This is a genomic window from Bacteroides muris (ex Fokt et al. 2023) (assembly GCF_024704895.1).
Lineage (GTDB): Bacteria > Bacteroidota > Bacteroidia > Bacteroidales > Bacteroidaceae > Bacteroides > Bacteroides muris.
The window spans coordinates 20392-40552 of the sequence record NZ_JAMZEE010000002.1 but is presented as its reverse complement, the minus strand read 5'-3'; the positions used below and the strand labels follow the sequence as shown (position 1 = coordinate 40552).

Genomic DNA, 20161 nt, shown 5'->3' with positions numbered 1-20161 from the left:
CAGGCTTGGCTTTTTCATACAAGCCTGTTCTCTTGAAGATATGTTTACGCCAAGGTTACCAATCCTCGTTCTGGGTCAGGTTAGGATTGCGTTCCATCTCTACAAACGGTATGGGCCAGATTTCGTGTCGTGGCTGGTATACGCGTTCGTACATCAAGTCACCAAGGATGTCGGTAGCATTCTTAACCGTAGATTCGAGCAGCCCCCAACGGCGGAGATCCCAGTAGCGTTGGCCTTCACCTGCCAGTTCGCGGGCTCGTTCGTCGCGGATGCGTTGGGTTGTTTCGTCTTTACTGCCAACGGCCATCCAAGCCGGACCGGAGTTCAGTTCCGGCATGCGGACACGGGCACGAATCTTGTTGACTTCGGCAATCGCCTTATCAGTTTCACCCAGTTCGTTGTAGGCTTCGGCAAGCATCAGGATGACGTCGCCCAAGCGAATCAACGGGAATTCGTAGGGAGTACGGTTGTATTCTCCCCAATAACCGTCCATGTTGCCTTCGGGAATCCATTTGCGCCAGAAGTATGAATTCCAGCCTTCCGAGTTGCGGATAAAGGACTGCGCTTCCATAGGTGCGCCGCCTTTGGTAGGATCTACGATAACGAATTGTTTATCTCTCGGATTAGAACCGGCATCGGTACCTAGGTAATGAGAGAATGGAGTAATCACGTTCCAGCACAAGCGCGGGTCGCGGTCATTATAGGCGGCGGTTACTTTTTCTACGTCGCAGTCCAGCGTACTGATGATTTCCGTACTGGCATCGTTGATGGCAACCGCCAGACATTTGCGGCGGAACTGTGAAGTTCCGTTGTTGAATCCGGGGAACACCTCGTCCCAGTCGAACTTCTGTCCGTTGGGTTTCTCATACAAATCGACCAATTTGGTAGAAGGCACGATGCAGTTGCTGGCAATGAGTCGCATAGTGGCTTTGTTGCCAAAATAGCCGACGATATTCAAGGCATAGCCTGCGACATTACCGTCAATGGATTGGATGGCGAAAATCATCTCTTTGCTTCGTGCGCCGTTATAGAGCCGGAATAGGTTTTCGTAGTTGGGGTGCAACTCGTAGCCGTAATCGTTGGTCTTGTTGTACACGATTTCTTCAAAATCGGAAACGGCTTTTGTCCATTCTTTGTTGAAGAGGTAGACTTTGCCACGAAGTGCATACGCCGCTCCCTTGGTGGCACGGCCGTAATCTCCGGTTTCCCAGCTGATTGGCAGCTTGGCGATGGCGTCAGTCAGGTCGTCGATGATATGTTTGCGGATGTCTTCGGCGGAACTCCGCGGACTGGTCACCGTGGCGAATTCTTCTTCGATAATGCAGGTTTCGTCATAATAAGGCACTCCTCCCCAACAGTTGAGCATGCGGAAGTAGGCCATGGCGCGAAGGAACTTGGCTTCACCGATTATCGGGTCGATCTTGGTTTGGTCGATATCCATGGTCGAAACATTACGGATTACGGTGTTTGAACGATGGACCAGTTCGTAAAGATACTGCCAATGATTTTGTACGGCTCCACTGGTAGAAGCGAAAGAGGTTCCTCGCGAAATGTCGGCAAAGGGATTGGTTCCGTCGGCCAAGTCGGTACACATGTCGAAGGCAAACTCCAACCCGAAACACCATGGTTGCATCATAGCCTGGTATAGGCCGACAGCCGCCTGCTTGGCGTGAAGTTCTGTTTTCCAGAAAGTTGTATTTGACAATTGGTCGGGACGTGTATAGTCCAGACTTTCACAACTGCTTAACAAGAGGGCAAAGCCTAAAAAAGCGGATAGTATATGTTTAACTTTCATCGTATTTTGCTTTAGAATGAAACATTGAGACCTATGGAATATTGACGGACAGCAGGATAACCTACGGTTGCTGCGACTTCAGGATCCAATCCCGGGAAGCTGGTAATGGTAAACAGATTGTCGATGCTGGTGTAGATTTTCAGGTTTTTTACAAAGAATTTTTGTGAGATCTTCTCAGGGACTGTGTAACCCAACTGAATGTTTTTGCAACGGAGGTAGGCCGCATTGTGAATGAAAGCGTCGCTGGCCATATCGTTCTTGCTGTTTGCACTGTTACGCAATATCGGATATTTGGATTTATAAGGATTTTCCTTTGTCCAGGCGTTGTCCGTTATATCTTTGATGAGTGAGTTACCCATGACAGTGGTAAACCGGAAGGCTTGGTTGTTATAATAGACGTCGTAGTCGCCCACGCCTTGAAGAAGCATGCTGAAGTCGAAATTGTTCCATTTCAGGCTGAAGTTGGCACCGTATGTCAGTCTCGGACTGTCACCGTGGCCTATCTCTACGCGGTCATCAGCATCCAGGTTACCGTCGTTGTTGGTGTCGGCAAACAAGAAGTCGCCCAGTTCGGGACGTTGATAGGTAGCGAAATATTTCGGATTTCTCTTTACCAGCTCTTCCACATAATCCAAGTCCGCCTGGTCGCGAACAATGCGGTCTACTTTCAGCACGTAGTATTGGTTGATGGGTTTCCCTTCCTGAATCTTGTGGACTCCGCTGATGGAAGCGACATCGCCTTGGAATTTCGTCACTTTGTTGCTGACGAAGCCCATATTGAAACCTACGGAGTAGGTCACTTTGTTGATTTTGTCGCTCCAGTTGATGTCAAAGTCAAAACCACGGTTGTTTACTTCACCGGCATTCTGGTTGGGAACGGAAGAGGTACCATGCTCCAAAGGTACGGGAAGTGAAATCAAGATGCCCTTGGTGTCTCTGTTGAACCATTCGAATGAACCGGTCAGCCGGTTGTTCAAGAAACCATAGTCGATGCCGACATTCGTTACATATGTACTTTCCCAAGTCAGTTGGGAATTGGAGAGGGTTGTCTGCGAAAACCCTCCGGTGATGGTGTTGCCCAGTACATAGTTGGTGGTGGCATACAGAGCTTGGTACATATAGTTGTTGGATGCTGCGTTATTACCCAATGAACCGTAGGATGCGCGAAGCTTTAGGGAGTTGAGCCAGTTCTGATAAGGCTCCATGAACTTCTCTTGGGAGATGCGCCAACCGGCCGATACCGAGGGGAAATATCCCCACCGTTTGTTGGGTGCAAAGCGTGAAGAGCCGTCGGCGCGCAGGTTGGCTTCCAACATATACTTGTCGTCCCACACTAGGTTGATGCGGCCGAAATAGGAACGCATGGCCCATTCGTTATAGTTGCCGGTGATGCGTCCCAGTGTGGAAGCTGCATCCAGGGCAGTCAATGATTCGTCGACGAGATCGTATTTCAGGTAATAATCATTGTCGTATTTGTTGTACTCCTGGCTGGCACCGGCCATTACCGAAGCATCGAGCTTGTCAACCTTGAATTCATAGCGGGCCGTCACGTCCGACGAACGGAAATCGTTGCGGTAATTGTATCTCCTGATGTACGTGCGGACATCTCCTGCACGGAGCAGAATGGGACCGTCTTTTGTAAAGCGGAACAAGTCACGGTCGGTCAGATGGTGTTCCATACGGCGGTCCCAAGCATTGTAAGTATAAGAGGCGTCAATCGTCAATCCTTTGACAGGGGTGATACGTCCGTACATCTTTGCTACGGTGCGGCGGGTGATGGTAGGGAATTCTTCTTTATAGAACCACATCCGACGATATGGATTTGCATTGCTGATATTTTCCTCTTCCGGGTTCTGAATGCCTCCATATAGGCCGGTTTCGGGGTCATACAACGTCATGCCCGGTACGGTATTGAACGCTCCGTAACCCCAGATTACGTCTCCGCCGGATGCAGCTGTGCTTGCCGAAGGATTGTTATAGTCCACATATCCGTATGCATTGGTACCTACGGTCAGCCAAGGCTTGATGTTGACATCTACATTGGCGCGCATCTGGTAGCGCTTGTAATTTGTATGATATATCATACCTGGATTGTTGACGTATCCGAAAGAGAGATTGTAACGGGCTGTTTTTGAACCGCCATTCGCCGTAATGTTGTGGGTTTGGACAACAGAAACTTTACGGTATATATGGTCTTGCCAGTCGGTATTGGGATATATGGTAGGGTTCTTGCCTGCGTCGTTGCGCCATTCGTCTATCTTGCCTTGCGAGAAGCGGGCAGCTTGTCCGTTGGCTATCAGACCGGCATTCTGAATTTCCATGAAATCGGCATAGTTTGTCACGAGGTTCAGGCGTTTGGCCACTTTTTCAAACGACACATTGCCGCTATATGTAATTCTTGAAGAGCCTTCCGTACCTTTTTTGGTAGTGATTAAGATGACCCCATTGGCGGCACGCGAACCGTATATGGACGATGATGCGGCATCTTTCAGGATGGAGATGGACTCGATGTCTTGTGGATTGATGTCGCTGATGCTGCCTCCGGTCATACCGTCGATGACAACAAGCGGATCGGAATTGTTCAACGTACCTTGACCGCGGATTCGGATAGTGGGACTTTCCCAGCCGGGTGTGCTTCCTCCCGTGTTGGTGACGGACAAACCGGCGGCCAGACCGGCCAATGCATTGGTTGCGTTGTTCATGGGACGATTCTCCAAAGCATCAGACTTTACAGAAGAGACTGCTCCTGTCATGTTGACTTTCTTTTGGGTTCCATAACCCACGACGACTACCTCGTCCAGCAACTCGTTGTCTTCATGTAAGATGATTGACATATTTTCTTGAGCCCCCACTTCCTGACTCTTGTAGCCAATATAGGCAAACTGTATGATAGAGCCTTTGGCTATGTTGGGCAGCTCAAAGTTACCCTCGATGTCGGTAATGGTTCCTCTTGTTGTGCCTTTGACGATGACGTTTACACCTGCAAGCGGCGTGCCCGTATGATCTTTCACATTACCCCGGACAGTGAGGGTGGTTTGTGCGGTGGCAGGTGCCGACGGTTGGTGCTCATTTTTCGTTTTTATGATGATCTGTCTTCCTTTTATTGTGTAGGAGAGTCCGTTTGCGGAGAAAACTTCTTTTATGATTTCGTCCACAGGTTTGGCCGAGAAGTTTACGCTGACTTTCTTTTCAAGGTTGACGGCCTCTTCATATATAAAGATATAGCTGCTGTGCTTTTCAATATATGAAAATACTTCCTTCAGAGTCTTGTCTTGTAATAGAATCGTCAGCATCTCTTTGTCTGCATGGGAGGAGGCTAGAGCAGATGTGTTCAGGGTGGAAAACTGTACTGAAAAAAGCAATAAACATGCTAATTTTATGTAATAATTCCTATTCCGATTAGTTGCAATATTTTTTTTCATACTTTTGTAGTCAAATTCTTAGAACTATATTAAGGATTATCTTTTGAAGGGTCTGGATTGAAGCGCCAACTGTCATCCGACCCTTTTTGGCTTATTGTTTTCATATTTTCATAGGCAATCTGTTTTTATTCGTTAATACTTGGGAATCTATCTCTTTTAATAAAATCGGTACTTGTTGTCTCCGGTCTTCTCCATCTGCAGGGAGGCGGAAACCTTTATGATGTCAAGCACACTTTCAATGGAATCGCAAAGGTTGAGTTTTCCTGATAGTCTTCGGGAAGCTGCATCTTTATCGTATTGGATGGAGACATCATAATATCGCGCTACCTTGTCCAATACTTCCGCTACCTTTTCCTTCTCCAGCAGCATGATATTATCTTTCCAGCAGGTGTATTTTAAGGTGTTCACTTGCTCCTTTTTCCGCAGGATTCCGTTTTCCAGACAAGCCATTTGCGAGGGCTCCAGCAGCATTTTTGTCTTTTTGTCCGGGTTGATCTCTACCTGTCCTTCTACCAATACCACCGAGATATTGTCTTGTTCATAAGCATTTATGTTGAAAGATGTGCCTAACACCCTGACATCTATGCCTTTGGTCTTTACGATGAAAGGCTTTTTGGCGTTGTGTGCCACTTCCAGGTAGGCTTCTCCTTCTATAGCTATCATCCGCTTGTCGGTAGCGAAAACCGTTGGGTATATGATACGGCTGGCAGAGTTCACATAAATCTTCGTACCGTCTGACAAGACGAGATGGGTGCGTTTTCCTTTCGGTACGATAACCTGATTGAATTTCTGCTCTTCGGTTTCTGCGGATTCGGGCGCTTGGGGCGATTCATTGTTTACGGTGACACAGCCGGATTCATCGTAATTGATGTTGGAGTTGTTCTCCAATTCTATTTGCCGGTTGTCGGAAAACACCAGCTGTACTTGATTGCCGACCGGAACCGGAGCCGCTAGTTCGGTAAGGAACTGGGATTCTTTGCAACCGGTGTTTTTGTTTATGGAAGTGATACAAATGATGGCTATGGAGGCGGCGACCGAACATCCTGCAAGCAGATACCGGAAAATGGCTTTTACTCTTCTCTTTTTGGGGGAGAAAGAGAAGGGTAGATTTTGCCGGATGTTATCCCATGAATCTTCTATTTCCTTGTCTGAGATTTGTTCATGCTTTTTTATAAGTGAAATAAAATCCTTCATTTCACTTTCAAACTGTGTTTTTCGTATGTTGTTCTTGACCATTCGTATATTGCTTTTGTAGATATTACAGTTTACAATGGTTTTTGGTACTCATGTTTTTCTGTTTTTTTTCAATAAAAGATGTTTTTGTTGGCACAACCTCCGGAAAAGGCTGTCTGTCGTTGTTGATTTTGGTAAATAGGGGAAGCGTAGGCGGTTTGTTTTCATTCCCGGATATCCTCCGTAGGGAGGAGTATTTTTCTTAATTTGGCAATTGACCTGAAGAGCAGATTTTTGCTGGATTGGTAGTTGATATTCAATAACTCGGCTATTTCCTCATGGCTTAATTCTCTTATATAATATAGATATAGGATTTCCTGTTGTTTGGAAGACAGTGTTTTCAAGGCATGGCAGATGAATCTGTTTCTTGGTGAGGAATCTTCTTCGTCTATGATTTGTTCTGCTTTGATGCTAAGTACACTGTCGGTATAATCGGTCTGGATGTCGTGGCGTGCCTGTTCCGACCTTAATTTGTTGTACAAGGTGTGGCGGAAAGCTTTCAATAAATAAGCGTGTATGGAAATAGGTTGTGATAGGTTGGCATAGTTGGAAATCAGTTTCAAAAAAAAATCTTGCAGGCAGTTTTTTACGATGTCCGCATCTTGGGTATATAGTTTTCCATAATTATATAATATAGGGTAGTACTTTCGATACAAGGCTTCAAAAGCATTACGATCTCCTTTCAGGCAGAGTTCCCATATTATCCTATCTCCTTGGTGATACATTTTGATTTAAGGTGGATAATCGTTTCTAAATAATTGAAAGAGATGTGCAGAACATATCTTTCAATTATTAACTATTAATGAACCATTATAAAACGTTACAAATGTAATCAATATTAATTAATAATATCGAAAATGAAATCTTTTATTTTACATAGGTTTTGGGTTTTGCATGGTATCAAGAACCTGCAACGGCAATATGCCCCATACGGCACGCGAGTGGAGATTCTTAAGGACGAAAAGGAGTTTATAGTGAAACTTCCCTTTGTGGGCGGAGATGTGAACCGCTTCAACACAATATAGTCTTCTTTCCGAAGAAGAATCTGGAAACGTGTAGTTTGTCCATAGTCCACGCCATAGCTATGCAGCCGTTAAGGGTAAAGAAGGTAGCAGTGACAAGGAACAGCATCCCCGTAGGGTCGAAGGCAAACACGGGTAAAAATGTCCTGGAAAGAATCGTGAAGATAGGTGAGAAAAGGAGTATGACCAGCGTATTACGCCCTATAAAAAAGGTGAGCCACCGGACTTGTGCAGACAGATAATTGTAGATTGCCAACAACAGGCTGATGGAAAGCCAGGTGATGGCGACTCCTGCCAGAGTACCCCTATCCAGATTGGCGGGAAAACAGCATAGTATGACGAATGGGACAATGGCAAGAGGTGTGCCGCGAAAGACCTGTGTAAAACGAAGCCCGCTTTGGCTCACTATTATGCCGATAAGGAAATAGAGGGCATTGGAGAAGTTCATCAATCCTCCGCAATAGGAAAGGGCAAACAGGCAGACACCAGCCACAACCAGTCGGGAGACCACTGACAACCGTACATAGCGGAACGTGATGTAATAGATGAGGCTGCACAGAATCAGCGTATGCAGATACCAGTAAGGACCCATCGGATGAAGGAATACCTTGTCAATCAGTACGGCGGGAGTGATTTCAGCCACGTTTTCGCGTACGGGTAGGAAATGCGACATCACTGTGTAGGCTGCCTCCATACAAACATACGGAATGAAAATCCATAGGAACTTGCGGAGAAAATTTCGGGCATCCTTCCGGTTGTTGGCCAGATAGCCCGAAATAATCAGGAAAGCAGACATGTGGAACGTATAGACGATTTGTTTCGCATACGGATACTTGTCGCCTATATATACAAGGTGAAAAATAATCATCAGGATGATGAAGATACATTTCAGATAATCTATCTCTTTGACACGGTTTTCCATGAACGATGAGGTTTGCTAGTTGTATTTCAGGGCGTAAAGATAATATAAGTTGCACATAATTCAAGCTTCTTGGAACGTTTTGATAGATGTGAAATTCTCACTTTGGGCATCCGAAACGAAGAGTGTGAGCAAATAATTAGTATTTTTGCACCTGTTATTTATCTCGAAATTATCCGATTGTGAAAGATGAAAAAACAACTGTCTTATGCTCTTTTAATAGGGCTGGTTGCTTGTGCATGTGTACGTCCCAAGTCTGCTGAAACCGCTAAAGAACCGGTGGCTGGGCAAGACAGTACACAGAGTTTCGAACTGCCGGCCATTCCTGCTACCCTTACCTCTGTTGCCCAAAGAGAAGATTATCTGATTCGACATTATTGGGACCACTTTCCGATTGCCGCCCAGACAACAGTTTTTCCTTGTGAGAAGAAAGGAATAGAGCAAGCTTGGGTTAACTTCTGTTATTTGCTTCTTCCCTGCCCCGAGGACTATTCGGAAGCTCGTATCAAGGAAACTTTTCATAAATTTCTCGTCAATAAGGTTGTCCTCAAACATTTCATGGGGTTGGCCGATAAATATTGGTACGATCCAAACTCGCCCATCCGCAATGAAGAGTTTTATATCGCTATGCTCGAAACCATATTGCGTGCCCCGGTACTGACCGATACGGAGAAACTCGTTCCCGAAGCCCGTTACGAGCTGGCGCAGAAAAACCGGAAAGGCAGTCGCGCCATCGATTTTGTCTACACTCTGAAATCCGGCAAGCAGGGTACTCTACATGCACTCCGGTCGGACTATACCCTCTTGTTTATCAACAATCCCGGTTGCCATGCTTGCGAAGCCGTCATTTCCGAATTGAAAAGCTCCGCACTGGTGAGCCGCATGCTTGCCGACCATGAGCTCACCCTCCTTGCCATGTATACAGACGAAAATCTTTCAGAATGGAACGAACACCTTTCGGACTTTCCGAAGGAATGGATAAACGGCTATGATTCCGGACAGCTCATCAATGCCGGACAATTGTATGACCTGCGAGCCATCCCTACGCTTTATCTGCTTGATGCAGAAAAGAATGTACTGCTGAAGGATGCTCCTTTTGCACAGATAGAAGAGTATTTGATTCTTCATCCCGTTCTCTGATTCTAATTGCCATACGGCGAATCAGGAGCATCTGGAGAGGCTGTATATAGGTCGTTTTCTTTTTTTAAGAAAAATAAGCACTATTCATTTGTTTGCGTTGTATCAGATTAATAATTTTGCGACCGTTTTTAAAATTAAGCATAATAAATAGTAAAAATACGGTCTCATGAAGAGAAAGTTTTTGGTTGTTTTTATGTTGAGTTGCTGTATGGCGAACCCAGCGGTGTTGTATGCGCAAGAACAATCCGTACAGCATTTGAAAAGCAAAAAAAATGTTACTAGCCTGAGTGATGGCTCTCTCCACTTCGAAACGGAAGACTCGCTCAGAAAGAAGAAGCCGCGTGTGGCGGTGGGTACAAACCTGCTTTCATGGATAGGGTTTCGTCCGGACTTATCGTATACTACATACGGAGGCAATGTGTATGCTGAATATTATTGGGGAAAACGTTACTCTCTGAAGGGCACTTTTGCCTATTGCGAGCACTCTTACAAAGGAGGAAACCGTTTTCAGGGATTTACTTCCTATGTACTCGAACCGCGCTTCTGGCTCAAGAAAGACGAAGTGTTCAAGGGTTTCTTTGTGGGTGTCTACGGTCAGATAGGAGACTTTAACGACCGCATACCGGAAGCCAACCATACCGGACATTTTCATAGCGAAGGCGTTTCGGCGGGCTATCTTCAGCCTGTCTGGAAAGGGCTTGCTGTAGAGTTGAATGTGCGTGCAGGTTATCGTCATTCCGATGTGAAGAAGTATGTGTTGAACGAAAAAGGCGACAGATGTCTGTGCCGTAAGTTCAAGAGGGATGAGTTTGTGTTGACGGGGTTCTGCCTGAATCTGCTTTATCGGTTCTGATGTATCACACTTGTTTTCGTGTTCCGGTGAAGACTTTGCGATAGAAACAAAATCAATTAGTTTTTTAGATATGAAAAGAATTTTTTATTCCGTTTTGGCGGTAATGATGCTGTGTTGTGCAGCGTGTACTCGTTCAGAAGAAGAAGGAGTATTGCCCGAGGGTGGCAAGTCGGGTCAAAAAGTATTTGTGAGAATTGAAAACGTACAAGTGCCTAAGGTACGTATGATAGAAGACGAAAAGAATGATAAGACAGAGAGCGCTGTGGAGTTTCAGAGTGGCTATCTGTTTTTCCTTACCCCAAAAGGACAGGTGAGAACCCATTACAGCATTGTGAGCAATGAGGAAGATGTGGATGATGAAGGACACAAGCTGTCGTTGAAGCAGATACAAGAGGGACATACGTTCACGGGTATCTCAGGAGATGTGTCCAAGGTCTATATCGTGGGTAATGTGACCAGTGATGAATTGAACGACAAGGATATTCATAGTGGAGACCTTCCTTTCATATCCGACATACACCTCAAGAAAATCTCTCTGGGCAACCAGCACGCAGACAACATGAATCATGTGGCACTTGCCGGCATAGAGGGGTTGACAGATGGAGGTGCAGGCATGAAGGAAGCCACGGTAACTTTGTCTCCCCTCTGCGCCCGTCTGGAGATAGGCAAGATTACGACCGACCAGACCATCCTTGATTACAAACTGGACGGTGTTTATGTGGCCGGATTCTATGAGAAAATGCCTTTGAATCAGCAGTGCGTCGAGTCTGACTGGGTATCTCCGGATTATGCGACCAGTGATGTGGAAGCTGAGTTGAAAACCTTTTATACCCGATATGGCTGGATGGCCGATTGCATTGAGTTTAGCAAGGTGCAGGAACAGACAGAGGACGGCCACAATGTTTATTCTTTCTATCCTGAGGCCACTCAGAGCAAGAAGTGGGCTTATCCGTTCTTTGCCATTGAAGAGCCTGCCGAAGGTGTGGAACCTTATAAAGGCCATCTGGGTGTTCACCTTCTCTTGAAACTGTCCGGGATGACAGTGAAACTTTATGACGAGACCACCAACAGCTGGGAAGAGAAAAAACTGGAAGGGGTACGTTATATCAATCTTAACCGGTTCGTGAGAAGCCATTCGGCCCATGCGGACGCTGTGAACTTCTACAATGGACATATCTACAAGATAGATGAAATCAAGTTTGGAACTACCAACCTCTCAGACAAGATTATGCCGACGGACGTAAGTGTCAAGGTTACGGTGAGTGTTGCTCCTTGGAAGATTGATAATATTTATCCTGCATTGTAAAAGGCAACGGTTCAGGTGCTTATGAAAAGAATATTGCAATTCTTGTTGTCTTTTCTCTCCTTGGCCTTGGGATGTGTTTCCTGCCTCACCGAGGTGGAGGTGGGTGGCTGCAACAATGCGGTCGTCAGGTTTGAATACATGGCCGACGGTGCGGAAGACTGTTTTGCAGAGTATATATCCGCCGTAGACTATTACATTTATGACGAGCAGGGGAGTCTGGTGATTGCTTCGCGACTGGACAAGAAGAATCTGGAACATTTCCAAGGATTCAAGTTGCGCCTGCCTCGGGCAGGTACCTATCAGGTGGTGTGTTGGGGAAACATAGGCAGGCAGAACATGGCTTCTGCCACCGAAACGCTTGCCGGTGCCCGTGTCTGCAACCGGGAGGTGGCAAGCGGTTCTTTGCCCGGCAGCAACGACCCGCTTTATCTGGGAAGTACCGCTTTCACTCTTGCCGATGTGGATGGCAGAAAAGAGACTGTACTTCGCTTCCATGCTGCGCATATTACCTTCAAACCTTATATTGTTTTCGCAGGACAGACCGTGGTGCAAGATACGGATTGTCCCTATGAGGTGAAGGCGGGGATGTTTCCGGCCGAGATGAGCTTTGAGGGTGAGGCGGCAGGTGAAGAGACACTGTTCATGCCCTCCATGGATGCCTTTCCGGAGCGGAATATGTATGGGGGAGTGTGCGAGTTGCCTCTTTTCGGGGAGGACACTCCGGCCGTAGTGATGGTGTTCGATTGCAAAAGCGGTAAGAAACTGGCGGAAGTCAGCTTGCAGAAGTACATGGCAGAACATGGCATCCACCTTGCAGGAAAAGAAGAAATCGTGATAGAGATGCTGATAAGCATATCGGGCACGAATGTAACCATAAAATTGCCGGTGTGGGAAGAAGACAGCATCTTCCCTGCCTGACGGAATAAAAATATGAAACAGATAGTTGGAATAATGACCCGGACGGTGCTGCTTGTTGTCTGGGGGATGATGGCCGTTGCTTGTGAACGTGGGGATGGCATTGATTCTGCCGACCCTCTTGTCGCTGTGGCAGTGCATACTCGGGCGGGAGAGACGGACGGAGACCGACTTTCACCGACTTTGCAGCAGGGCATTGTATTTGCTTACAATGCAGACGGGATTTTGGAAGGATGTGCTACGTTCGATGCCACTTCCACTATGGTGGCATTCAAGTTGCGCGAGGGGAAAAAGACTTTTGTCGTTGTGGGAAATCCCCGTGAAGAGCTGAAAAAGAAACTGGTGAGACAGGTGGGGGCTGCTTCGGAGGAAACACCCGACACGATTGCTGAAACCGGTGACGAAACGGTTACGTCATGGACCAGCCCCTATCGCTACGAAAAGTTGAAAGGCGTGGTGGTAGGCTCCGACGACTTGGACTACATACGGACGAGCGGGCAAGTGCTGTTGTGGGGGGAGACGTGCACCGACGTACGGCAGAGCACCTCGGCGTCTGACACGCCGCTAAAGGTGGAAGTTGAAACATCAGCGGTGGTTTCCCGTCTGGAACTGTATGTACAGTGTGTCGCTCCTCTGCTGACGAAAGATGTTGTCATCACCGGAGTAAAGCTGGTGGATGTGCAGACGTCCGTGTTGCTGAACGGCAACAAGAATGCGGAAGCAAAGAAGGGCAATTTGGCATGTTCCACGCCCGATAACAGCGCTGTGTTCTCGGGTGGAGACGAGCCGCATTACAACGGTGAGGGTATTGATTTGTCAAAGCACTCGGCGGTGTGTACAGCCTATTCCTATCCGTCGAAGAATATGTATGTGGAGATGAATGTGAAGCTGAAAGGCAATGTAGGCGCGGAGACCTATAAGCTTTACGTGCGAAACCAGGAAGACGACGACAGCGAAATGCGTGCAGGGCATCTTTATAGGATGCTTGTGACGTTTGTGCTTGACGAGAAAGGGAAACTGACCGTCGCCGAGTGGCAGAACGTGAACAACGATTTTGTCATAGGCGGATGATATGTCTTCCTGTGTGTGGGATGATGAAGCGTTTATTTTCTGAATTCTGATGAACTACTTATGAAACCAGTTAATTATATATTGAACGTATGCTTGTTATGCATACTATGGGCATGTGCCGATGATGTCATCGGCCCCGGAACTCACGAGGCCGGAGAGGCCGGAATGGAAGAGGTGTCGTTGTCGTTATCGGTGCGTCCTGCCCGTGTGATAGGCAGGCTGCCGGACGACGGAACCGCATCGACACGTGTATTGGATGAGGCCAAGGAGAAGGCGGTGGATAACATCTGGGTATTCCAGTACGACTCCAAGGGCAAACTCATCGCCTTGCCCCGCTATTATGAGCCCGATGACCTTGACGATGTGAAGATAATGCTTCGTCCGGCTACTTCGAGTAAGGTGTATGTGCTGGCCAACCTGAACGATGACAAAGGCTTCGTGAGTGACAGTCTGGCCACTGAGGAACGCTTCTCGGAGCTGATGTTCAGTTTCGGGAAAGACGACCTGCACGATGAGGATGGCACCAACATGCTGATGCTGGGCAGTGCCACGCTCAACATCCTTCCCGGGCACACGAACAATTTCGAAATCTCCTTGGTACGGATGCTGGCCAAGATTACCTTCCGTATTGTCAAGAATGAGGAGGCAAATGCACTGAAAATCACTCGTGCAGAGGTGAAGAATATTCCCGCCGGTTTTCGCGCCGTGGCACCGGCAGCGGGTACGATATATCCCCAGAAACTCGATTCGGTGGTGGACTATACCATCAAGTCGCCGGCAGCGGATGTGGATTATGTCTGGTACATGCCCGAGAACATGCAGGGTAGTAACAAGAACACCGACCCCGAGAACAAGAACAGGAACGCGCCTGCCAACGCCTTGCACCTTCAGCTCTACGTTTCTTCCGAGGCCGATGGCAGCAACTATATATATACCATCTATCCGGGCATGAACACCGTGGACAACTTTGACGTGAAGCGGAATCATAACTACAACGTGAAGCTCAGCCTCACCTCTATCAAGACGGACAACCGCGTGGTGGCAGCACCCGCCAACTGCTACGTGATGAAGCACAACGCTTTCATCATGTTCGACCCTTATACACGTACCGAGACCGGAGGTGGCTGGAAATATACCGATTATGTGGACAAGAACAATCCGGACAAGGCCCTCCATGATGTGGACATTTTGTGGCAGACCGGTGACGGGACGCACTTTCCCATCGGTGACAATTCGAAAAAAGACCGGGTTTTCTTTGACGAGACAGAGCAGAAAGTGTGTGTAAGGAGCGGTGGCATTAACGGCAATGCCGTAATTGCGGCGCGCAATGCCAAAGGTGTCATCATCTGGTCATGGCACATCTGGGTGAACAATGAAGCTCCGGCACAGCTGTCGCATGCGGTGAAGTACACCACATACAGCTGGAACAGCAGCGGCATCAATACCGGTAAGCGTGTTCCGGGATACAGTTTCATGTCCTGCAACCTGGGAGCGGTGAGCACCGATGTGGGCAATATAGGTACCTTCGGCATGTATTACCAGTGGGGCCGGAAGGACCCCTTCCCGCAAACGGCAAGAACGGTTCCGGTCACCTTTTATGCGAATGCTTATCCGCATGTACAGAGTGTATATGACAGCAAAGCAAAACTGCTGCCTATGACCAGTACGGCTGGCACGGGAGAGCTGTTCAGGGCCGTCATGGTGACTCCGGACACAGGCAACATAGAACATTCCATACAGAATCCTACGGAGTTTATGGCGACCGTCACTCCCGGCTTGTTCCAGAATGGCGGAGAGAGTAGCGGACAACCCGGTCCGGGCAATGGAAGCACGCACGACCCGGCATATTATATCAATGACGGTGACTGGTATTGGGGACATAACGACAAACTATGGGGTGGGGTTCCTTTTGACGAAGCCACTGTCAACTATAACAATGTAGTGGCCAATAACGGGGCTACGAAGAAGTCCCTTTTCGATCCCTGTCCTGCCGGCTGGATATTGCCTCGAAGCGATGCGTGGATGGGATTCACAAGTACAGGGCTGAACACCTCCACTTATACACAGCAGAATTATTCGAACCATGGTAGTGAGCATGCGCATCATGGTATGACGTTCTATATGCAGGCTTGGCGCAGCGGTCCGACTTCATTCTTCCCCCTCTGTGGCTGGAGAACCGGCGACGGCAGTTGCTTCGTGGTGAATTCCTGTGGAGGATACTACACCTCTGCGGCTTCTTACCACAATGCTTCTTCCATCTTCCATATCCATCCGGAGTTGGTGAACCCTTACGATTACGGTTACCAGTATGCCCGCCGTTCCTGCGCATATCCGGTGCGGTGCGTGCGCGAGGAGATGGACGAGTGATTCCTGTAAAGGGCCGTGGGTGCGCGGCAATAGAAAAGTGAAACCAGGCTTGCGGATATGCGTCCCGAAGTTGGGGATGTCTATCCCAAGGCTTGGGATAGAACCGGCAGCCTGTCTTTATCATTTTTACAACGAATACTTCAGGAGTTTATTGTCTGTATCTTGCAACTCTATTGCAAGTGTTTGTCAGGCGGGTAACCTATATCCTGTGGCAAGATTGCCGTTTTCTGGCAGAAGCCACAGCTCTTTCGTTGAAGGGAGTCAGAAGGAGTTAGGCCGATAGTATCGCTCTACATCAACATAACTATCGGCTTTAACTTCCGAGCCCGAAAGGCGATAACTCCTTCTAACTCCCTTCAATTTCCTTCAATGAAAAGGCCGTATGGAGCTAAGGCATATTTCTTCCTTTTCCGATTGTTTTTACGTATGGAAAATGTATATTTGTGCATGAATCACTAACTTAATGTAAGAACAGACTATGATAACAAGCCAATTGCTTCATCCGGCCAGCATCGTGGTGGTGGGTGCATCCAATAACGTGCACAAGCCCGGAGGGGCTATTTTGAAGAATCTGCTTAGCGGCGGATATGCCGGCGAACTTCGTGCTGTGAATCCCAAAGAGACCGAAGTGCAGGGCCTTGCCGCTTTTGCCGACGTGAAAGAACTGCCCGATACAGACCTTGCCATCCTTGCCATTCCTGCCGTCCTTTGCCCCGATGTCGTGGAAGTACTTGCCGCGGAGAAGCAGGTAAAGGCGTTCATCATCCTCTCTGCCGGCTTTGGCGAGGAAACTCCTGAAGGAGCTGCGTTGGAAGACCGTATACTGGAAACGGTAAACCGGTATGGAGCTTCCCTGATAGGCCCCAACTGCATCGGTTTTATGAACTCGTGGCATCATAGCGTATTCAGCCAGCCCATCCCGCAACTGCATCCGCAAGGGGTGGACCTGATTTCCAGTTCCGGTGCCACGGCGGTGTTCATACTGGAGAGCGCCGTGACCAAGGGATTGCAATTCAACTCAGTATGGTCTGTGGGAAATGCCAAGCAAATCGGTGTGGAGGAAGTGCTGCAATACATGGACGAACAATTCAATCCGGAGACGGATTCCCGCATAAAACTTCTTTATATTGAAAGTATCGGTGACCCCGACCGCCTGCTGTTCCATGCGTCTTCGCTCATCAAGAAGGGCTGCAAGATTGCAGCCATCAAGGCGGGTAGCAGCGAGAGCGGCAGCCGGGCGGCAAGTTCGCATACGGGAGCCATTGCCAGCAGTGATTCGGCGGTGGAGGCCTTGTTCCGTAAGGCAGGTATTGTGCGTTGCTATTCGCGCGAGGAGCTGACAACGGTGGGGTGCATTTTTACTTTGCCGGAACTGAAAGGCAAGAACTTTGTCATTATCACCCACGCCGGAGGACCGGGAGTGATGTTGACCGATGCGTTGAGCAAGGGCGGGCTGAATGTCCCGAAACTGGAAGGGCCGGTGGCGGAGGAACTCAAGAGCAAGCTTTTTCCCGGTGCAGCCGTGGGAAATCCCATTGATATCCTGGCCACGGGTACACCGGAACACCTGCGCCTCTGTTTGGAGTATTGTGAGGAGAAGTTTGACAATATTGATGCTGTAATGGCTATTTTCGGCACCCCGGGACTGGTGACCATGTTCGAAATGTATGACGTGCTGCATGAGAAGATGCAGCATTGTAAGAAGCCGATTTTTCCGATTCTTCCTTCCATCAATACGGCAGGAGCCGAGGTTGCTGCTTTTCTGGCAAAAGGCCATGTGAACTTTGCCGATGAAGTGACTTTGGGTACGGCACTTTCGCGGATAATGAACGCCCCGCGGCCTGCCAATAATGAAATCGAGCTCTTTGGAGTGGACGTACCCCGCATACGTCGGATTATTGATTCCATTTCCGAGGACGGTTACATTGCCCCGCACCATGTGCAGGCGCTGCTTCGTTCGGCAGGCATTCCGGTGGTAGAGGAGTTTGTGTCCGACCGGAAGGAAGAGGTGCTTGCCTTTGCACGCCGGGTAGGTTTTCCGGTGGTGGCCAAGGTGGTAGGGCCGGTACACAAATCGGATGTGGGAGGCGTTGTCCTGAACATCAAGGGTGAACAGCATCTGGCGTTGGAGTTCGATCGCATGATGCAGATTCCCGCGGCGCATTCCATCATGGTGCAACCCATGCTGAAGGGTACGGAGCTGTTTATCGGTGCCAAATATGAAGAGAAGTTCGGGCATGTAGTGCTCTGCGGTCTGGGAGGCATCTTTGTGGAGGTGCTGAAAGATGTGTCTTCCGGTCTGGCACCCTTGTCTTACGAGGAGGCTTACTCTATGATTCATTCCTTGCGTGCCTATAAGATTATTAAAGGTACGCGCGGGCAGAAAGGCGTGAACGAGGACAAGTTTGCAGAAATCATTGTGCGGCTTTCTACCTTGTTGCGTTTTGCCACCGAAATCAAGGAACTGGACCTCAATCCGCTGTTGGCCACTGAAAAGCAGGTGATGGCGGTGGATGCACGCATTCGGATAGAGAAAACGTGATTTTCGAAAGGTGGCAGTCCTGATGCTGTACCTCGGTTTATCCTGCCCAGTCTTCCCTGTCCAGGTTTCTGTAACCGATAGCTTCCGCCAGGTGCGCCGGCTGTATCAATTCGCTGCCTTCCAAGTCGGCGATGGTGCGCGCCACTTTCAATATGCGGTCGTAGGCACGTGCCGAAAGGTTCAGCCGGTTCATGGCATTCTTGAGCATGGCAAGTCCTTTCTCATCCGGACGGGCGTAGAGAGACAGCAACTTGCTGTTCATTTGCGCATTGCAATATACACCGGGAATGTCTGCGTATCTGGCTTCTTGAATTTGCCGGGCATATATCACACGCTCTCGTATCGTGGCGCTCGACTCACCCGGGCGGGTGTCCGCCATCTTTTCAAAGGGGAGTGGGGTGACTTCGATTTGCAGGTCTATGCGGTCGAGTAAAGGCCCGGATATACGATTCAGATACTTCTGTACTTGCCCGGGGCTGCAAACGCAGGCTTTGGTCGGGTGGTTATAGTAGCCGCATGGGCATGGGTTCATAGAGGCTACCAGCATAAAACTGGCGGGATATTCCACATTGCACCGAATGCGTGATACGGTAATTTTTCTATCTTCCAGCGGTTGGCGGAGAACCTCCAAAACGCTGCGGTTATACTCAGGCAATTCGTCGAGGTACAGGATTCCATTATGTGCCAGGCTGATTTCACCGGGTTGGGGGAAGCTTCCTCCACCGGTCATGGCTACTGTGGAAATGGAATTGTGCGGATCGCGGAACGGGCGTTTTGAAATAAGTCCGCCGCCCTTGCCAAGTTTTCCGGCAACGGAATGGATTTTGGTTGTTTCCAGACTTTCTCCCAACGATAGGGGAGGAAGTATGGAGGGGAGGCGCTTTGCCAGCATGGATTTTCCGCTGCCGGGGGCCCCTATGAGAAGAATATTGTGGCTGCCTGCGGCGGCTACTTCCAGAGCCCGCTTCACGTTTTCCTGCCCCTTTACTTCCGCAAAGTCCAGCTCGAAAGAGCTTTGCTGGGAGTAGAACTCTTCACGGGTATTGACCTGCGTCGGAGCCAATTCTTGTTTTCCGTTGAAGAATTCAATGACATCCTTGATATTTTCCACGCCATAGACTTTCAAGTTATTCACTACGGCGGCCTCATGTGCGTTCGAGCAGGGAACTATCATTCCTTCAAAGCCCAGTTCTCTGGCTTTGATGGCAATGGGGAGTGCTCCTTTGATTGGTTGCAGGCTACCGTCGAGGCTTAGTTCGCCCATCAACAGATAACGGTCCAGTTTATCAGACCGGATAACCTCGCTGGCTGCCAGCATGCCGATGGCTAAAGGCAAATCATAAGCAGAGCCTTCTTTTCGGATATCTGCCGGTGCCATGTTGATGACGATATTACTGGTCGGCATCCGGTAACCGTTGACCTGCAAAGCAGATATGATGCGTTGATGGCTTTCTTTTACCGCAGAATCCGGCAAGCCGACTAAATAGAACATACAGCCTCTGGAGCTGTTGACTTCAATGGTGATGAGGGTTGCGTCAATACCTTGAACAGCCGCTCCAAAAACTTTTATGAGCAC

At 48.5% G+C, this 20161-nt stretch carries 14 protein-coding genes; 8 read left to right on the top strand and 6 right to left on the bottom strand.

Going from position 1 to position 20161, the window contains the following annotated elements:
• Positions 1 to 55: 55 nt before the first annotated feature.
• The 4 genes from M1B78_RS00930 to M1B78_RS00915 form a co-directional block, all read right to left on the bottom strand.
• Entirely contained in the window at positions 56 to 1795 is a 1740-nt protein-coding gene (locus tag M1B78_RS00930; protein WP_176468761.1) for a RagB/SusD family nutrient uptake outer membrane protein, read from the bottom strand.
• Positions 1796 to 1806: 11 nt separating this feature from the next.
• Entirely contained in the window at positions 1807 to 5088 is a 3282-nt protein-coding gene (locus M1B78_RS00925; RefSeq protein ID WP_257939636.1) for a TonB-dependent receptor, read from the bottom strand.
• A 285-nt stretch (positions 5089 to 5373) separates the two neighbouring features.
• Positions 5374 to 6411, bottom strand: coding sequence for a FecR family protein (locus M1B78_RS00920; RefSeq protein WP_257939635.1), 1038 nt, complete (start codon positions 6409 to 6411; stop codon positions 5374 to 5376).
• A 203-nt stretch (positions 6412 to 6614) separates the two neighbouring features.
• Positions 6615 to 7175 carry an RNA polymerase sigma factor gene (locus M1B78_RS00915; protein ID WP_257930397.1) on the bottom strand — a complete coding sequence of 187 codons (561 nt, stop codon included), beginning with the start codon at positions 7173 to 7175 and terminating at the stop codon, positions 6615 to 6617.
• A gap of 132 nt (positions 7176 to 7307) precedes the next feature.
• Here M1B78_RS00915 and M1B78_RS00910 point away from each other — a divergent pair, with 132 nt between their 5' ends.
• On the top strand, positions 7308 to 7475 hold the full coding sequence (locus M1B78_RS00910) for a hypothetical protein (protein WP_255260474.1): 168 nt from the start codon (positions 7308 to 7310) through the stop codon (positions 7473 to 7475).
• Here the strand turns inward: M1B78_RS00910 and M1B78_RS00905 are convergent.
• Entirely contained in the window at positions 7462 to 8394 is a 933-nt protein-coding gene (locus M1B78_RS00905) for an acyltransferase family protein (RefSeq protein WP_257939634.1), read from the bottom strand. The genes M1B78_RS00910 and M1B78_RS00905 overlap by 14 nt on opposite strands.
• Positions 8395 to 8580: 186 nt before the next feature.
• Between M1B78_RS00905 and M1B78_RS00900 the strand changes: the two genes are divergently transcribed.
• The 7 genes from M1B78_RS00900 (at position 8581) to M1B78_RS00870 (ending at position 18585) form a co-directional block, all read left to right on the top strand.
• Positions 8581 to 9531, top strand: coding sequence for a DUF5106 domain-containing protein (locus M1B78_RS00900; protein ID WP_136010006.1), 951 nt, complete (start codon positions 8581 to 8583; stop codon positions 9529 to 9531).
• Between the two features lie 166 nt (positions 9532 to 9697).
• On the top strand, positions 9698 to 10384 hold the full coding sequence (locus M1B78_RS00895) for a DUF3575 domain-containing protein (RefSeq protein ID WP_176468346.1): 687 nt from the start codon (positions 9698 to 9700) through the stop codon (positions 10382 to 10384).
• A 70-nt stretch (positions 10385 to 10454) separates the two neighbouring features.
• Complete coding sequence (locus tag M1B78_RS00890; protein ID WP_257939633.1) at positions 10455 to 11690, top strand: hypothetical protein; 1236 nt, start codon at positions 10455 to 10457, stop codon at positions 11688 to 11690.
• A 21-nt stretch (positions 11691 to 11711) separates the two neighbouring features.
• Positions 11712 to 12608 (top strand): FimB/Mfa2 family fimbrial subunit, encoded by an 897-nt coding sequence (locus M1B78_RS00885; protein WP_136010009.1) that lies wholly within the window; start codon positions 11712 to 11714, stop codon positions 12606 to 12608.
• A gap of 12 nt (positions 12609 to 12620) precedes the next feature.
• Positions 12621 to 13676 carry a hypothetical protein gene (locus tag M1B78_RS00880; RefSeq protein WP_257939632.1) on the top strand — a complete coding sequence of 352 codons (1056 nt, stop codon included), beginning with the start codon at positions 12621 to 12623 and terminating at the stop codon, positions 13674 to 13676.
• Between the two features lie 60 nt (positions 13677 to 13736).
• Positions 13737 to 16043, top strand: a complete 2307-nt coding sequence (locus tag M1B78_RS00875) for a DUF4906 domain-containing protein (RefSeq protein ID WP_257939631.1) — start codon at positions 13737 to 13739, stop codon at positions 16041 to 16043.
• 478 nt (positions 16044 to 16521) lie between these two features.
• Positions 16522 to 18585, top strand: coding sequence for an acetate--CoA ligase family protein (locus tag M1B78_RS00870; RefSeq protein ID WP_257939630.1), 2064 nt, complete (start codon positions 16522 to 16524; stop codon positions 18583 to 18585).
• Positions 18586 to 18622: 37 nt separating this feature from the next.
• Here the strand turns inward: M1B78_RS00870 and M1B78_RS00865 are convergent, their stop codons facing one another.
• The gene (locus M1B78_RS00865) at positions 18623 to 20161 is read right to left on the bottom strand and encodes a YifB family Mg chelatase-like AAA ATPase (RefSeq protein WP_136010013.1); all 1539 of its coding nucleotides are present in this window, start codon (positions 20159 to 20161) and stop codon (positions 18623 to 18625) included.

What these genes read in the sequence shown, in the direction of transcription:
- M1B78_RS00930 (WP_176468761.1), bottom strand. Translation starts at nt 1,795, where the DNA reads ATGAAAGTTAAACATATACTATCCGCTTTTTTAGGCTTTGCCCTCTTG.
- M1B78_RS00925 (WP_257939636.1), bottom strand. Translation starts at nt 5,088, where the DNA reads ATGCTGACGATTCTATTACAAGACAAGACTCTGAAGGAAGTATTTTCA.
- M1B78_RS00920 (WP_257939635.1), bottom strand. Translation starts at nt 6,411, where the DNA reads ATGAAGGATTTTATTTCACTTATAAAAAAGCATGAACAAATCTCAGAC.
- M1B78_RS00915 (WP_257930397.1), bottom strand. Translation starts at nt 7,175, where the DNA reads ATGTATCACCAAGGAGATAGGATAATATGGGAACTCTGCCTGAAAGGA.
- M1B78_RS00910 (WP_255260474.1), top strand. Translation starts at nt 7,308, where the DNA reads ATGAAATCTTTTATTTTACATAGGTTTTGGGTTTTGCATGGTATCAAG.
- M1B78_RS00905 (WP_257939634.1), bottom strand. Translation starts at nt 8,394, where the DNA reads ATGGAAAACCGTGTCAAAGAGATAGATTATCTGAAATGTATCTTCATC.
- M1B78_RS00900 (WP_136010006.1), top strand. Translation starts at nt 8,581, where the DNA reads ATGAAAAAACAACTGTCTTATGCTCTTTTAATAGGGCTGGTTGCTTGT.
- M1B78_RS00895 (WP_176468346.1), top strand. Translation starts at nt 9,698, where the DNA reads ATGAAGAGAAAGTTTTTGGTTGTTTTTATGTTGAGTTGCTGTATGGCG.
- M1B78_RS00890 (WP_257939633.1), top strand. Translation starts at nt 10,455, where the DNA reads ATGAAAAGAATTTTTTATTCCGTTTTGGCGGTAATGATGCTGTGTTGT.
- M1B78_RS00885 (WP_136010009.1), top strand. Translation starts at nt 11,712, where the DNA reads ATGAAAAGAATATTGCAATTCTTGTTGTCTTTTCTCTCCTTGGCCTTG.
- M1B78_RS00880 (WP_257939632.1), top strand. Translation starts at nt 12,621, where the DNA reads ATGAAACAGATAGTTGGAATAATGACCCGGACGGTGCTGCTTGTTGTC.
- M1B78_RS00875 (WP_257939631.1), top strand. Translation starts at nt 13,737, where the DNA reads ATGAAACCAGTTAATTATATATTGAACGTATGCTTGTTATGCATACTA.
- M1B78_RS00870 (WP_257939630.1), top strand. Translation starts at nt 16,522, where the DNA reads ATGATAACAAGCCAATTGCTTCATCCGGCCAGCATCGTGGTGGTGGGT.